This window comes from Paenibacillus sp. FSL F4-0087 (assembly GCF_038020215.1).
Classification (GTDB): Bacteria; Bacillota; Bacilli; order Paenibacillales; family Paenibacillaceae; genus Paenibacillus; species Paenibacillus taichungensis.
Genome location: NZ_JBBODJ010000001.1, coordinates 1421158 through 1435647, shown reverse-complemented (window position 1 = coordinate 1435647; position 14490 = coordinate 1421158). Strand labels below are relative to the sequence as shown.

The following is a 14490-nucleotide window of genomic DNA, read 5'->3' as shown; positions in this document are numbered from 1 at the left end:
TGAAAAGACTAAAAAAAATGCTGCACTTCACGTGGCAGTCCAGTACGCAAACAAAATTTCTCCAGTGATTCATCCGGCTCTGGCATCACCCCTGAAGTTAGAAGTTGTATGGCAAAACGATTGGCCTGTCTTTCCAGCTTGCCTGGGGCAAAATAGGAGTGTTCCTCCAGAAAGAAGCGGTTTATGCCTTTGTGCAATCGGTCATGTCCAAGTTCATGGGCACACACGAAACGCTGCCATTCCGGCGGTAAATCATTGTGAATGACGATAAATCTGCGACGGAGCTTTCGGAAATACAGTCCTTTGGTAGACTTGCCCAGATTGGTGAACCGGATCTGTATTCCAATGGCTCTGGCAATGCTGAAAGGGCAGTTGGTCCGGTGTTTTCGAATCAGCTTTGTTACAATGTCATCCATATCATCTCACCTGCTGCTTTAGTTTGTTCAGCTTGAAATGCTTCATGGGCGCTCGTCCGGATCGTTCGTTTTTTTGCGTTTGTTCATCTGTTTGGCTTCCCAGAACAGACCTGTCAGGACATCCTTGATTCGTTTCTTATCCTCATTATCCAGAGGGATGCCGTCAAACATCAGATCATCCTCGTCCTCGAGCATCTTTTTGAAGTCTCGACGGTCCTTGTAAGTTGCCCATTCTGGAGCGTCATGGAGCTGACTTTCTGTATTTCCGTTTTCCAGATATCCGGCCTGTTTCATCATATCCGCGTAGGGAACCGAGAGTGCATCGGAGATTTTGCGGATGGTAGCGGGCTTGGGAACTCCGCGAACCCCATTCTCAATGCGTGAAATTTGCGAGTTGCTGATTCCTGCTGCTTCGGCGAGCTGATTGATGCTGTATCCCTGTTGCTCGCGCAGTTGTTTCAGATAAGGACCAAAAGCGTGCTCCACAATTCATGCCACTCCTTTGATTCGTACAAGTGCTTGAATTATAAAGAAGACAGTTGGATGGGGGAGGTGTGCGTTTTATGCCCGTTCCGGATTCGGATCGTTCTTTTGATCGCTGTTATCCCCAGATTTCCTGTTTCCCTTTCTAAAAGGGAGAAATCCGGGGATAAAGGCGAACGCTTCGCTTCTTCAGAATCGATTCCGTCTCCTTCACTGCGTATGCGCGTGAGCATACTTCTAGCCCATCGTCCAAAGTGAAGTATCTTCTTTGTAAAAATCAAATGACTTATACGAGGATCTTTAATTATCTGTACTATATCGTATATATACCATTAGGTAAAGGGATATGAAACAATTATGCCAAAAGGTAAAGGAAATGAGAGCGCGGGTTTTATTTTATAGTTAAAACGACCCAAAATGAAGGTTTACGCCGATCCCCAGAAAGTGGTATCCTCAAATAGAAATACGAACAAAATACGAACAAAATGTAAAGTTGAGACAAGTTGGATGATGAGGAAAATGATTATTCTTGCTTCATAGCTGACTTTAATTGATTCCAAAAGGCAACAGAAAAAAGTTGAATAATGCCGTTACTATTTCAGAGAACTGGATAACTCTAATAAAAGGAGTATTTTGTATTCATCCAGAGAGCGATTCAAATCAGCAATAGGTAGATCGAAAAGCTTCTATTCGTCTATCTATTGTACCCGTAAGCGACTGGAACCGAATAATACAAAATACCAAAGATGAGATGAATGCGAGTTTAACTTTTATAGAATGAACTTTAAGTTACGCATACGAAGAGGACAGAAAAAGCTGGAGAAGCGTAGCGTTCGCATTTATCAACGGATTTTTACATTAGAAAATATAATCAAAAAAATCTGGGGATAACAGCGATCGTAAGATTTTTCTGTCATCAGAGTGGAACATGCGAAGCTAATAGACTTTCATTCTATAACGAATGTTAAAGGAGGAGAATGAATATGGAACTGATGCTGCCCGAATTGGACCGACGCAAAACACAGACTGCTGTTGAAGCCGCGCTGGAAAAATACCGGATTTATAAAACAATTGCTTTTGAAGAACGAGAGGTGATGGTGACGGCGAGTTACGCTGAGCGTTTCCATGGTGCAACGAATGTGACCGGAGATTCCACTGCCAGAACGGCAATCTATAATGTGGATGTGCAGCGAGCACGTCAGGCGTACTGCGATACGATTGATTTTGTGGTATCTCGACTGAGCGAGAAGGAACGTGTACTTGTCAGAGAACGTTATCTGAAGGATGACGATGTATTTGACTATAAAGTGTATAACCATGTGTTTGACCCGCCTGTCAGCAAAGATACGTATACGAAGATTCGGACACGTGCTTTCTATAAAATGGCGCTGGCTCTGTCAGATCGGGGTCTCATTAATATGGAGCCTTTATCTGCATCTCGTAAAGAGCGACAGAAGCTGGGCTAGAGGTGAAGCTAGAAGTTCATCCTTTTATATCCTTCGCTGATTGTATACAATAATTGAAAACAACACTAAGGATCAGTCAAAGGAGAGGAATCCGCATGACGGAACAAGCCGGAATGCAGGAGATGTACACACTGAAGACGATCGCGGAAACCCTCAACACATCCAACGACCTGAATCTGATGCTGGATACGGTACTCGGTAAATTGTTGGAACTGACGGGATTGACTACGGGCTGGGTGTTCCTGATCAATAATCAGGGAGAGTACTCCTGTATTGCTGATTACAGTCTGCCTCCTGCTCTGCTGCATCATGATAAGGAGCCGATGCGCTGTGGGTCTTGCTGGTGCGTGAATCGCTTCCGGGACGGGAGATTGGATAATGCCGTCAATATCATTAATTGCAAACGCCTGGAGGATGCCGTCGATCATCAATGGGGAGATACCCGTGACATCACCCATCATGCAACGGTTCCGCTCCGCTCGGGGGAGAAGATGCTGGGACTGCTGAATGTTGCGGCACCAGGAAAAGAGCATTTTAGTGATAGTGAGCTGGCGCTTTTGCAGGCTGTAGCTTATCAGCTAGGTAGTGCAATGGAGCGGATGCGATTATATAGCGCAGAGCAAAGGCGAGCGGATCTGTATGTCAGGCTGGGGGAGTTCAGCCGATCGCTGGGCGTGACGGTCAATGATTGCAACAGTGGAGACGATATGGCCAAGACGGTTGTAAAGCTGCTTGGACATCATTATGACTGGCCATTTGCCGCACTGTTATCCCAGAAGAATGGAAGCTTTATGGTACAGGCCGCTCATGCTCATGGCAAGTCCGAACTGATGACACTATCTGGGCTCTCTCCAGAGGTGGAGACTCGTATGCATCGTGTGATTGATTCTCATCGGGCTATGGTATTGTCGGCAACAGAAATTCGAGATATTTCTGCCATTTGTAATACCCGACTTCCTATGTCCGTTTTGGCTTCGGGCTTGGCTGCACCCATCCCATTAAGTTCTCCTGGCGAAACGGCAGTACTGGTGGTTGGATTGGGTTCGGCCAATGACTTCCTTCAGGCAGATCGTGAGGTTTTCGATGCACTCGCTGAACATATTACAGCCTCGTGGGAGAGTCTGAGACTGGTATACAAACGCCGGGAATTAACCCGACTGGAGGAACGAAACCGACTGGCTCGAGATTTGCATGATTCGGTGAACCAAATTTTGTTCTCCCTGTCCCTGACAGCCAAAGGGGCGGAGAGCATGTTATCCGGATCACAACAGCTGCATCCGGCTGCGGAAGCGATGAAGGATATACGTTCCTTGTCACAGGAAGCATTGAAGGAAATGCGTGCCTTGATTATGCAACTTCGTCCGGCGGGGTTGGAGTCTGGACTGCTCAGTGCCTTGCAGGAATATGGTACAGGACAGGGATTGCAGGTCGTTGTACATCGGACGGGTATGCGCTCCTTGCCTCAAAGTACCGAGGAAGGCTTATGGCGTATTGGACAGGAAGCGCTCAATAATGTACGTAAACATGCGGGAGTCCCTTCCGCTGAAATATCCCTCCAGCTAAGCGATCAGGAAGCGGTCTTAATCGTTACAGATCGTGGGAAAGGTGGAGCCAAAAGGCGTGAGGCCTTGCCTGTCAGTTCACTTGGTCTGTCCATCATGAGAGAACGGGCCCAATCGCTGGGCGGCAGACTTGAACTTGTGAGTTCATCCCGTAAGGGAACATCGGTAACGGTCGTCATTCCACTTCCGTCCGAATCTGTATAAAATCAGGGGGAAGAAGACATGCCGATTACGATTTTACTCGCGGACGATCATGCAATGGTGAGGCGTGGGTTGCACGTTTTTTTGTCCACACAGCCAGATATGGAAGTCGTCGGAGAAGCCTCGAACGGACAGGAAGCACTGGAACAAGCGGAACAGCTGCACCCGGATGTGGTATTAATGGATCTGCATATGCCAGTGCTTGATGGGATTGAGACGGCGAGAAGGCTTCGTGCGATCTTGCCTGGAATCCGTATCATCGTACTTACGTCCTTCTCGGATCAGGATCATGTGGTACCAGCCGTACGCGCTGGGGTGAAGGGATATTTGCTGAAAGATATTGAGCCAGAGGATCTTGCCGTTGCTATCCGTAATGTGCATGCAGGTCAGGTTGAGCTTCATCCTGCAGCAGCAGGACAATTAATGCATGTGCTGGCTTCATCTGAACTGTCGATGAATGAAGCGCATGTGCATGCAAATCCGCATACGTCTACTCGGCTTCCGGAGCAGGAGCGGGTTGGGCTGGGAAAAGAAACTTCTCATGGCCCGGACATGCTCACCCGTCGGGAACGAGAGGTTCTGGGGCTGATCGCACAAGGATTGAGTAATAAAGAGATCGCCATCAAACTAATCATTACCGAGAAAACGGTGAAAACCCATGTCAGTCATCTTTTGGACAAATTGGGACTGGCAGACCGCACGCAAGCTGCGCTTCATGCCGTAAGAAATGGTTGGGTCGTCTGATCCAGCTTCAATATTCTCAGACTAAAGTCGTAGAAACTCAACCCAAAGGTTGAGTTTTTTTGTGCTGCAAGTTAAGTCTATCTGCTGACGATTCCGAGGTAGAAGCAAGGTAAGATGAGAGTAGAGAAAGTTGAATCGAAGAGAAAGAATGTTTTTATAAAATCGAAGGAGAGTGACATAGATGAATATTATCATTTTGGCAGGCAGTAATCGGAAAAATGCAACCAGTACACGTTTAGGGGAATATGCCGTGGAGGTAATCAGCGGTCAGGGGCATGAAGCCAGCTTGTTCGACTTATATCAGACACCGCTCCCATTCTATGCACCGGATGAAAAACAGAATGAAGATCAGAATCTGTCTGACCTGAACACACGTATGCTTGCAGCAGATGCTATTATTTTGTCTACGCCAGAGTATCACGGTAGCATCAGCGGTGTGCTCAAAAATGCATTGGATCACCTGAGCCAGGCTCATTTCAGTGGTAAACCGGTATTGTCCATCAGCTCAGCAGGAGGTGCGGTGGGCGTAAGTTCGCTTTTGCAGCTGCAGGCAATTATTCGTAATTTGCACGGTATTAACGCGCAGGAGTGGATTTCCATTGGTGGTGCACAGCGCAGAAGATTTGAAGCAACGTTTGACGGATACGAAGAATTTGAAGGCAGTCAGGACATTGAGGATCGGATCAAACGCGTGATTGGTTCATTTTTGCACCTTGCCGAGACGTTAACTGCAGTACGGAAGCCGTCCGGGAGTTAAGAGAAAGAGGTTTTCATCATGATTAAAGGCATATTTGAGACTCATCTGAACGTAACGGATCTGGAGAGATCCCATCATTTTTATGAACAGATCATTGGATTGCAGCATGCTTATGGGCAGAAGGAACGTGGGAACTCCTTTTACTGGATTGGCGGTGAAGGCAACGCGATGCTCGGACTGTGGCAAAAGGACCCTTCCGAGGTGCAGCGACAGCATTTTGCTTTTCAGGTATCGTTGGAGGACATGAAGCAAGCTGTCACTTACCTGGAGGATAAAGGAATCAAGACGCATAACTTCTTGGATGATGATATTGGCGAGTTGTATGTATTTGGATGGATGCCAGCTGTGTCCGTGTATTTTACCGATCCGGATGGTCATTCCCTGGAATTCATATCGATGCTCCCGGATGAAGCGAAGCCGGAACTCGGCATGGTGCCATGGAGTGAGTGGGAGAAGATGCACGGTCGGGTGAAGGAGGACACAGCATGATTTTTGATGAGGTCAAATTATATACAGCACGATTGGAAGACATCAAGCACTTTTATATCAACACTCTGGGGTTGAACATGGCTGAAGAGTCCGAGCATTCCTTTACGCTACAGATTGGTTTAACGAAGATGATATTCATGCGAAGTGAAGCGGATCAGAATCCGTTTTACCACTTCGCCTGGATGATTCCAGCGAATCGTTTTCAGGAGGCCAAAGCATGGGCAGCGGCACGTATCCGTCTAAGCAGGCATGAAGGTGAGGATGAGACCTATTCAACCAATTGGAACTCGAATTCGCTCTATTTCGAAGATCCTGTCGGTAACATTCTGGAGCTGATTGCTCATCATACCGTTCATAACGAGAGTGATCGCCCTTTTTCGGAGAAGGATCTGCTGCAGGTGTGTGAGGTGGGACTTGTCACGGAAGATGTGCTTTCTGCGGTAGATGAACTTGAGCAGATGGGATTGAAACGATGGAGAACGATTAGCGATACATTTGCCCCTGTTGGGGATGTGAACGGTCTGTTTATTGTGGTGAAGAAGGAGCGAACCTGGTTCTTTTCCGATCAAAAAGCAAACATATATCCACTGGAAGTGTCCATTCGTGATGTTGGGAGACTTCGAATCGGCTAAAATGCGCAGAACAGCAGGTAAAACGGTCATATGTGCACCATTTGAATCATCTTATAGAAGTAAACGCTTTAAAAAGAGTGTTTTGCTAAAAAACTGTTGCTGGTCGTGTGTGTATCAGGATTCGCATCGATGAAGGGTGGTGGCATGTTGGATCGACGTTTGTTGGAAGAAGGGCTGGCTGTTATTGTGTCCAGTCGGGAGCGTACAGGAGATTTGTGGCACGCCCATTATGGGGCGGGAGCTATTGCGGCTTATTTTTGGGTGCGTGAAAATCGTCTCACTGCTCTTGCGGCGGGCAGTGTTACGGCTGAAGCGAAAGCCATGCTTCGCCAGCACGGGTTGAACGATGGCTTGAGCTCCCGGAATGGAGAGGTTTTGCCAAGGGAAGAGGCCGAAGCGCGTATTACAGCAGCGCTGGATCGAACCATCGGTGAGCTGCACTGGGTTGGTCATCAGGCCATCTATGGTGCCCTTAGTCTGAAAGCCATTCGTGAACTGGATGGTTGGGGCACAGAACATGACATGAATCAGATGGTTGAACTTATTGATTCTTTTGAACGAACCATTCCAGGTAGATCCTGGGTAAACACAACTGTGAAAGAAATTCGCAGCTTGAAGTTAAGTGAGGCAGACGGATTCCCTGATATAGAACGACCGGAACAATTGTCCCGGCTGATTCTGGATGAGCTTGGCGCATTTCGTACCATCTATCAGGCAGAAGCACATCATGATCTGATCGGCCACATGCTAACCTACGGGCACGCGCTTAATATATTATTTGAACTGGATTATCCTGCTTTGTTCCATAAAGGCATTCCGCCTTTTCTCAGGATGGTCAAGGCGCTGCGACTGAGCCGGGATGTGGATGTTGAACAGGAGATGCCAACGTTGCAATCTCCAGTTGACCGTCTGCCATTGATTCGTGCAGAACGCTCTGTTGCACTCCCACATGAACTGGAATACTGGCTCACCGACAGACGTTCCCGCGATTGGCATGGAGGTCATGTGTTCAAATTTCCATTCAGCTTCTACCATCATGCCACATACGGAAATTCGGTTCCGGAAAGCTGGGAAAACTTCCGCTATATTATCGCGTGAGCAAAATACTTTTAAGAGAGCACAGCCTGAGAAGGCTGTGTTTCTTTTTATCTTTTTAAAGGAGCCAAATTTCAAGGATAAACAGGATTATAATGACTCTGGATATCAGCATGAATGGTGATTTTCGTATGGGCTGACGCGCTGACCATATTCCCCAGGAACTCATAAGCGCAATACTGCCCCAGAACACCCACAAGGGAATGCCTTCGGGCGTAAATGGAAAGGACAGCGAGGGCAGACCTGTGTTGCCAGCCCCAAGAAGAACAGTGGTCATATAGACGAGCACAAGGTAAAGCAACTCAAATAGCAGGGTTTGTAGCCAGAAATAATAGATGTGGAGCACTCGAAGCAGAATGACTGTGACCAGGATAAACAGGATACCAACGGATGAGAATGTTGCAGCGGTCCATCCAATGAGTGATGAAGTTACAACATCTGTTTCCTGATAAAAGGTGTACATTGTCAGGGCATACATAACGGGGCCAGCCATATAACTGGTAACAGCGATCCACAGATAGAACCAGAGCTTTTTATTCATGATCGTATCCATCCTTTATGGTAAATAGGGTTAGAAAGGCCACTTATATCATATAAACAGCATCAGGAATGGATTTGTTGGGTTGTCCGGCAGAAGTCTCTGCAAGAAACCGACATTTAATCGCCATGATGGCAACAACAAATAGACGTAATCCATACGGATAACCGTCAGCGCGACCGATTTAAACATGTAAGATTGTATTATCGGATCAGTAGCAAGAGACATATCCCGATAAGCACATACGCTAATGTACAGACCGGCCAGGGGCCGGTTTTTTTATGCGGTGATTGCACACTTGCTCTGATCGGGTACTAAAGAAAGACTGAATATATCATTATAAGTTGAATTTAATTTTTACACCAAAACGGAGAGTGCAGAACCAATCTGAAGAAGCGAAGTTAAAAGCTTTCTGCAAGAAAGCTACTTCGTAAGCATACTCTCGCCTTTAGCACCGGATTTTACCCTTGAACTAAGGGATCAAAAAAATCTGGGGATAAGAGCGATCGAAAGATGGTACTGCAATCGCAGTGACAAGGTGTAACATCTCTAGTTCAACTTATCTAACAGGAGGTTTTAGGATATGAAAACAGTATTGTATGTTCCACTGGATGATCGTCCAGCGAATCTGGATGACGTCGTTGTACAAGGAAAAGCAGCCGGTATCCATATCATTACACCGCACCTGGGTGACATTCAAAATCGTCTGGATTCCGAAAAAACGGTAGAAGGCACCACATTGCTTGGAACGTCTACGCCTACGTACGGTAAACCGTCCAACATTCATGATTTCATTTTGAAAAATGCCGCCAAAGTGGATGGATTCATCATCTCTTCGGATATGCTGGCTTATGGTGGTCTGATTGGCAGTCGTCAGCTTCGTGAAGATGGAGGGGGCACATATCCTGATTATGATCAGGACACAACCCGTTTGCTCGATGTGATCAAAGCGATTAAAGGAAAATATCCACGCAAACCGGTGTTTGTGATGGATACCATTATGCGACTCGCCACCACCTCATTTGCAGATGGTCTCGCATTGGATGCCTACAACGAATCACGTGCACTGATGCAGCAGCCGCGCCAGTCTTTTACGGCATTCGAGGATATTGTGAACGGGTACAACCTTTCTCCAGAGTCTACGGAATATGGGGAAACGACGTATTTTAATAAAGAGCAGTACTACAACACCAGACAACATAAATTCAAAACGAATCTGTACATTCTGGATAAGCTTGCTCGCAAAGGATATATTGATTTCCTCGCCGTAGGCGTCGACGATGCCAATACGCAAGGCGTTCAGATTAACGAGATCAATTATGTGGAAGCACGAGTCAATGAATGGCTCGGTGGGACGGATGGACAAAATCCCGATCGGGCGATTATCCTTCCAGATGCGGATGGCCTGGGTCACGCTCTGGTGGCACGTATGGCTAACCAATTGCTGCGCGGTGGGACGAAGACGCGTTATGCAGTGAAGTATTTTGGCCCTCATGGTTCCACGATTATCAATACCTACGAATATATGAATGTGCACGAGAATGTGGTGCGTCATGTGGATATTGTTGGTGGTGTGGTTGTAGCGGATTCCGCTTATCCAGAATCTGATGTGGTAACGGATACAACTTCCGATGTGGAAAATGGAAATGAATTAACGAATGCTACATCTGTGAATGAAGCTTCTTCGTTTGATATGGCGTCTGAGTTGGATCGCATGACGAACCGTCATCCAGGCAAACCGGGTAAAAAACCGGTGCACATTGAGATTATTGCCATCACAGCGCTGGATCAGGTGCAGGCGGCAGTGGCGCAATTGACGAGTAATAGTGAGAAGGGGCTTCCTTCGGTGTTGATTGATTTTGTAGGAAAAGGTCCGGCCAACGTCGATGTAGCCGAAGCACTCCTGAACAGTCCGTATACGGGTCGGGTTCTGGGTTACAGTGCATGGAATACGCCGGGGAACAAAATCGGTATGGCTGTTGGTATGGGACAATCCCGTTATGCTTTGATTACAACAGAAACACATGCCCACGCGTTGCGAGATGCCATGAATGCACAGGGGTCATTGTTGTTCAAACGTTTCCTGAAAGATTACTACTATAAAGCAGTAGCAATTGCAGATATCCGCACGTATTCCAGAGCGCATTCGCTCTATACCAATGTGGTAACTCTAGCGGATCAGAATATGGTGTTGTTTAACTCAGAAGAAGATTATGCTCATTTGCAGACTTTACTCAGGGATCTGATGCAGACCCACACCACGGCACTGGCGAACAAAACCGCCTTTGCTCAAGGGAACGTAGCGATAAAGCAAATTTGTAATGGCGAAGCAGCTTATGCGGAGTATTGCAGTGCACTGCTGGAATATGCGAATCCCGATTTCATTTGGGGACGTGCGTTTGAGATCACGTTGAATCCGAAGGTTACGCTGAAATAGGGTGTTAATGGCATGAGCCACGCTGAGTCGTCTTTTTTCCACCCCGGATGCACCCTTAATTGCACCTAAGTCGTACGAATCACCATCCGCGCTAGGGATGAAAGGGTGTAAGATTGTATTATCGGATCAATAGCAAGGACACACACCGAAAGCACATACGCTAATGTACAGATCGGCCACAAGGGGCCGGTCTTTTTTGTTGCGGTGAATGGTGTCCAGCTTTGGCGCCGGTGGAGAACCGTTAGCACAGAGACGTACTGACGATGATTTCCTTTTTCCATTAGCAGATCGGTTAAAGGGGGGAGTTCGTTGCTGCCACATTGTCGCTGCACAATGCGGGCAGATCGAAACTTGCAGCTGAAGGGGGCGAAATAAATGTGTCTATGAGTAGTGACTTAAACAACACGGACAGCACAGGGCAAGTGAGTAACGTCATCAGACGAACGCTGAAGCAGAAGCTGGAGGCTCTTGTTCCGGCATGGAATGGCCGAGTAAAGGACATCCCTGCACCGGGAGAGGTGTTAGCCGGACCTTGTGCCGTGATTGCTTTTGCAGAAGAAGTACCGAAGTCTGCTTGGGCGGGGTATAGGAGGATCATCAAAATCTCTCCATACGCACGCCCCGAAGATGGAGGTGCTGAACAAGTAGAGACTTGGTCAGCAGCGCTGATGGAAGGACTACATCAGGTCAGGCTGGAGGATGAAGAGGGCGGGGCATTTACCTGTATTTATCTGGGTTCTTCGGATGGTGATCGTGTGGATGCCAGTTCTGGACTGGTTACGCGCAGCCTGCGGTTTGGGGTGTATGTTCCAGAAATGCTGGAATACGCTCAGGCTGAAACCACAGATTTGTGGATGGCTGCACTTCAGGGCTGGACACGAACTCAGCTCGGACAGGAGTGGTCCGTATATGGGGATGCCTGGCCTGGAGGTTATAAGGCCAAGTCCATACTGTGGCGATTGACGGGATGCAGCACAACCACCGCAGGGACTTCTGCGCTGGAGATTCGTAAGCAATGGATTGGGCATGTGCTGGCTGCGAATGTGGGAGATGTCCATCAAACGGTCACACATCTGGTTGAGCAACTGGCTGTGCAGACCCGGATTGCTTTGACGGATACAGACGGTACGCGATTTGTGACGGTGGATGAAGTTTCTGCCGACTTGCAGGCAGACGCCTATTTGAACGGGCAGATTCGTCTGACGTTGCAGCAGCGTATTCGCCGTCCGGGTACGGATGTGCCATTAATCCGTGAGATTCACCATAGCAAAGGGATAGAGTAAGCGCTAGTCGAGAGGGACTCTAGATGGGGTTCCAGATGAGAAATTCAATATCATACTTTAGCTTCAATTCATAGGTTCATAGTTTCGTAGGTTCAAAGGGACAAAAATTCATAGGTCAAAATTATGGTGCAAAGATCAGGTTCAACGAATTCAGTAGTCAAACAATGAGGTGAGATGGTCATGGCAAGCTCCGTGAAAAAAAATAAACAGGCTGCCCCGCAATACACGCGGGCCGAACTGATGAATCATGCCGAAGCCCTCTTTGCCGTTAAGGCAGAGGTGCTGTATGGTGCGCTGTACGAAGCAGCGCAAGAGACGTTTTCCATTGAGGAAGCGAAGGAACGCATCAACCAATTTATGAAAGCGAAGGTGAAGGGATAATGGCAGGCGGAACTTGGGAGCAAACGAATCGTCCGGTACTTCCGGGCTTATATATGAATTTTCAGGCGGCGGCGTCTTCGGCCATTCAGGCTGGTAATCGCGGAACGGTTGTTGTGCCGATCAAGGCCAACTGGGGTCCGGTGGGCACTTTTGTAGAAGTCGGCAGTGAAGCTGCAATTGAGCGTATTTTCTCGGCGCATGCCCTGGATAACGGGACGGCCTATACATCCTTGAAGCTCGCTCTGCTAGGAGGACCGAAAAAGCTGCTCGCTTATCGGGTAGCCGGAGAATCGGCGAAAGCAGCTACGCTTACGCTGAAAGACAGCAGTGATGCAGCCGTTCTGCAACTGGACGCCAAGTATCCGGGTGACCGAGGTAACGGGTTCTATGTCACCATTCAACCGGGTGTAATTGATAATACGAAGCATGAAGTGCGCTTGTTTGAAGGCAACCGGATGCTGTATGCACTGCTGACTGCGGATATTTCGGCAGCGTCGCTGGCGAAAGAGATCAACGCGGATGAAAGCAACATTTGGATTAACGCGCAGGCGATTGGCGAGGGTACAGGTGTTGTTGCAACCGTTGCGGGAGCGGCGTTCAAAGGTGGTGCAAGTGGCAACGATGGACTGACCAATGCGGAGTATATCGCCGTGCAGGGCGCGCTGGAAGGTGAGCAATTTGACGTTTTGGCACTGGATCATGCGGCGGATGCACCTTTGCTGGCGAGCTTTGCAGCTTGGGTGAAACGTGTGCGCAATGAGGGTAAACCCGTGATGGCTGTATTCGGTGGTACTACGGCAGACGATACCTCTGCGACTGCAGCACAGAAGGCGGCGGCACGTTCACTCACATTGAATCATGAGGGTGTAATCAATGTTGGTACGGGTGTGCGCTTGGGAGATGCATTCTACAGCTCGGCGGAAACGTCTGCTTATGTCGCGGGTCTGATTGCCGGACAACGTCTGAATGAATCCACCACATACGCACCTTCTCCGTTCGATGACGTGACGCGTCGCTGGACTCGTGCAGAACAGGAGCAGGCGGTACAGAATGGCGTATTTATTTTCTTCCATGATGGACGTCAGGTGAAGGCGCTTCGCGGAGTAAATACACTCGTGACCCCTGCTGCAGGACAGAATAATGCCTGGAAAAAAATCCGTTCCATTCGTGTGATGGATGCAATTAATACGGATTTGCAGCGCTCTGCTGAAGATACGTATATCGGCAAAGTGAACAATACGGAAGAGGGCCGTCAGGCGCTAATCGGTGCGATGAAAGCCTATTTGGCGCTGCTCGCACAGAGCAATGTCATTGAAGCTGAGGGGTACGATGTCGTTCTTGACCCGGCGTATTATGGTGCTGCACCCATTCTCAAGCCAGAGGCGGATCAGGTATTCCTGCAATGGAATGTGAAGCTGACGGATGTAATGGAGCAGTTGTTTGGAACGTTTTACGTGCAATAAGGTTTGTGTAGAAGAGAATGGTGTTTTAAAAGAAACTACTGTTCGTTGAACGGATGGTATATACGATATTTTCTAATCTCAAGGAGGAATTGTCATGTTGGATGCGTCAAGAGTCATTCTCGGTACCCATGGTCAGCTGCATATCGATGGTGTGTGGCAGACGAATATTAATAAGCTGGAGGCCAGCGTTGAAATTGAGAAGCGTGAGCTGAATCTGGTCGGCAACGATTGGAAAGTGCACAAGAATGGGGCGAAAAAAGGAACAGGTACGATGACGGGTTACAAAGTCACTTCGGATATGATCCAGCGCGGCTTCACCAAGTTCCAGATTATCTCGAAGCTGGACGACCCTGAATCCTACGGACATGAGAGTGTCTTGCTGAAAGGCTGCATGGTGGATAAAATCCAACTTGCCAACTGGACAGCGGGCGAGGAAGTGCCGGAGGAAACAAGTTTTACATTTGAAGGATTTGAATTGTTGAACCCGATTGTAGCGAACTAAAATTTATCAGAGCCAGCTTCTGCAAACATCGTAGTAGAAAC

At 47.9% G+C, this 14490-nt stretch carries 16 protein-coding genes; 12 read left to right on the top strand and 4 right to left on the bottom strand.

Annotated features, from left to right (window positions below; translation table 11 throughout):
- Positions 1-8: 8 nt before the first annotated feature.
- Entirely contained in the window at positions 9-416 is a 408-nt protein-coding gene (locus MHB84_RS06950) for an ImmA/IrrE family metallo-endopeptidase (RefSeq protein WP_062323893.1), read from the bottom strand.
- Positions 417-458: 42 nt separating this feature from the next.
- Positions 459-905: a helix-turn-helix domain-containing protein gene (locus tag MHB84_RS06945; RefSeq protein ID WP_076291444.1), complete on the bottom strand. Its 447-nt coding sequence runs from the start codon at positions 903-905 to the stop codon at positions 459-461.
- 977 nt (positions 906-1882) lie between these two features.
- On the opposite strand from MHB84_RS06945, the gene MHB84_RS06940 reads away from it, so the two are divergent.
- From MHB84_RS06940 to MHB84_RS06910, 7 genes are all read left to right on the top strand, one after another.
- Positions 1883-2365 carry an ArpU family phage packaging/lysis transcriptional regulator gene (locus MHB84_RS06940; RefSeq protein WP_064640192.1) on the top strand — a complete coding sequence of 161 codons (483 nt, stop codon included), beginning with the start codon at positions 1883-1885 and terminating at the stop codon, positions 2363-2365.
- 95 nt (positions 2366-2460) lie between these two features.
- Positions 2461-4131, top strand: a complete 1671-nt coding sequence (locus MHB84_RS06935; RefSeq protein ID WP_076291445.1) for a GAF domain-containing sensor histidine kinase — start codon at positions 2461-2463, stop codon at positions 4129-4131.
- An 18-nt stretch (positions 4132-4149) separates the two neighbouring features.
- Positions 4150-4872: a response regulator gene (locus MHB84_RS06930; RefSeq protein ID WP_076291446.1), complete on the top strand. Its 723-nt coding sequence runs from the start codon at positions 4150-4152 to the stop codon at positions 4870-4872.
- 181 nt (positions 4873-5053) lie between these two features.
- Entirely contained in the window at positions 5054-5629 is a 576-nt protein-coding gene (locus tag MHB84_RS06925) for an NADPH-dependent FMN reductase (RefSeq protein ID WP_076291447.1), read from the top strand.
- Between the two features lie 18 nt (positions 5630-5647).
- Entirely contained in the window at positions 5648-6118 is a 471-nt protein-coding gene (locus tag MHB84_RS06920) for a VOC family protein (RefSeq protein WP_076291448.1), read from the top strand.
- Positions 6115-6750, top strand: coding sequence for a VOC family protein (locus MHB84_RS06915; RefSeq protein ID WP_076291449.1), 636 nt, complete (start codon positions 6115-6117; stop codon positions 6748-6750). Before MHB84_RS06920 ends, MHB84_RS06915 begins: the two co-directional genes overlap by 4 nt.
- Positions 6751-6897: 147 nt before the next feature.
- Positions 6898-7848: a hypothetical protein gene (locus tag MHB84_RS06910; RefSeq protein ID WP_445322100.1), complete on the top strand. Its 951-nt coding sequence runs from the start codon at positions 6898-6900 to the stop codon at positions 7846-7848.
- A gap of 55 nt (positions 7849-7903) precedes the next feature.
- Here MHB84_RS06910 and MHB84_RS06905 read toward each other — a convergent pair whose 3' ends face one another.
- On the bottom strand, positions 7904-8386 hold the full coding sequence (locus tag MHB84_RS06905) for a hypothetical protein (RefSeq protein ID WP_076291450.1): 483 nt from the start codon (positions 8384-8386) through the stop codon (positions 7904-7906).
- 48 nt (positions 8387-8434) lie between these two features.
- A complete protein-coding gene (locus MHB84_RS06900; RefSeq protein WP_310852156.1) occupies positions 8435-8575 on the bottom strand; it encodes a hypothetical protein in 141 nt (46 codons plus the stop codon).
- A 391-nt stretch (positions 8576-8966) separates the two neighbouring features.
- Between MHB84_RS06900 and MHB84_RS06895 the strand changes: the two genes are divergently transcribed.
- The 5 genes from MHB84_RS06895 to MHB84_RS06875 all read left to right on the top strand — a co-directional run bounded on the left by MHB84_RS06895 (position 8967) and on the right by MHB84_RS06875 (position 14449).
- Positions 8967-10820 (top strand): DUF4127 family protein, encoded by a 1854-nt coding sequence (locus tag MHB84_RS06895; protein WP_076291451.1) that lies wholly within the window; start codon positions 8967-8969, stop codon positions 10818-10820.
- 383 nt (positions 10821-11203) lie between these two features.
- A complete protein-coding gene (locus tag MHB84_RS06890) occupies positions 11204-12103 on the top strand; it encodes a hypothetical protein (RefSeq protein WP_341143016.1) in 900 nt (299 codons plus the stop codon).
- Positions 12104-12283: 180 nt separating this feature from the next.
- Positions 12284-12484, top strand: a complete 201-nt coding sequence (locus MHB84_RS06885) for a hypothetical protein (RefSeq protein ID WP_083679086.1) — start codon at positions 12284-12286, stop codon at positions 12482-12484.
- Positions 12484-13947 (top strand): phage tail sheath family protein, encoded by a 1464-nt coding sequence (locus MHB84_RS06880; protein ID WP_076291453.1) that lies wholly within the window; start codon positions 12484-12486, stop codon positions 13945-13947. The genes MHB84_RS06885 and MHB84_RS06880 overlap by 1 nt, the downstream gene beginning before the upstream one ends.
- Positions 13948-14041: 94 nt before the next feature.
- Positions 14042-14449 (top strand): phage tail tube protein, encoded by a 408-nt coding sequence (locus MHB84_RS06875; protein WP_076291454.1) that lies wholly within the window; start codon positions 14042-14044, stop codon positions 14447-14449.
- Positions 14450-14490 lie beyond the last annotated feature (41 nt).

What these genes read in the sequence shown, in the direction of transcription:
- MHB84_RS06940 (WP_064640192.1), top strand. Translation starts at nt 1,883, where the DNA reads ATGGAACTGATGCTGCCCGAATTGGACCGACGCAAAACACAGACTGCT.
- MHB84_RS06900 (WP_310852156.1), bottom strand. Translation starts at nt 8,575, where the DNA reads ATGTTTAAATCGGTCGCGCTGACGGTTATCCGTATGGATTACGTCTAT.
- MHB84_RS06950 (WP_062323893.1), bottom strand. Translation starts at nt 416, where the DNA reads ATGGATGACATTGTAACAAAGCTGATTCGAAAACACCGGACCAACTGC.
- MHB84_RS06880 (WP_076291453.1), top strand. Translation starts at nt 12,484, where the DNA reads ATGGCAGGCGGAACTTGGGAGCAAACGAATCGTCCGGTACTTCCGGGC.
- MHB84_RS06930 (WP_076291446.1), top strand. Translation starts at nt 4,150, where the DNA reads ATGCCGATTACGATTTTACTCGCGGACGATCATGCAATGGTGAGGCGT.
- MHB84_RS06885 (WP_083679086.1), top strand. Translation starts at nt 12,284, where the DNA reads ATGGCAAGCTCCGTGAAAAAAAATAAACAGGCTGCCCCGCAATACACG.
- MHB84_RS06925 (WP_076291447.1), top strand. Translation starts at nt 5,054, where the DNA reads ATGAATATTATCATTTTGGCAGGCAGTAATCGGAAAAATGCAACCAGT.
- MHB84_RS06935 (WP_076291445.1), top strand. Translation starts at nt 2,461, where the DNA reads ATGACGGAACAAGCCGGAATGCAGGAGATGTACACACTGAAGACGATC.
- MHB84_RS06920 (WP_076291448.1), top strand. Translation starts at nt 5,648, where the DNA reads ATGATTAAAGGCATATTTGAGACTCATCTGAACGTAACGGATCTGGAG.
- MHB84_RS06915 (WP_076291449.1), top strand. Translation starts at nt 6,115, where the DNA reads ATGATTTTTGATGAGGTCAAATTATATACAGCACGATTGGAAGACATC.
- MHB84_RS06890 (WP_341143016.1), top strand. Translation starts at nt 11,204, where the DNA reads ATGAGTAGTGACTTAAACAACACGGACAGCACAGGGCAAGTGAGTAAC.
- MHB84_RS06875 (WP_076291454.1), top strand. Translation starts at nt 14,042, where the DNA reads ATGTTGGATGCGTCAAGAGTCATTCTCGGTACCCATGGTCAGCTGCAT.
- MHB84_RS06905 (WP_076291450.1), bottom strand. Translation starts at nt 8,386, where the DNA reads ATGAATAAAAAGCTCTGGTTCTATCTGTGGATCGCTGTTACCAGTTAT.
- MHB84_RS06895 (WP_076291451.1), top strand. Translation starts at nt 8,967, where the DNA reads ATGAAAACAGTATTGTATGTTCCACTGGATGATCGTCCAGCGAATCTG.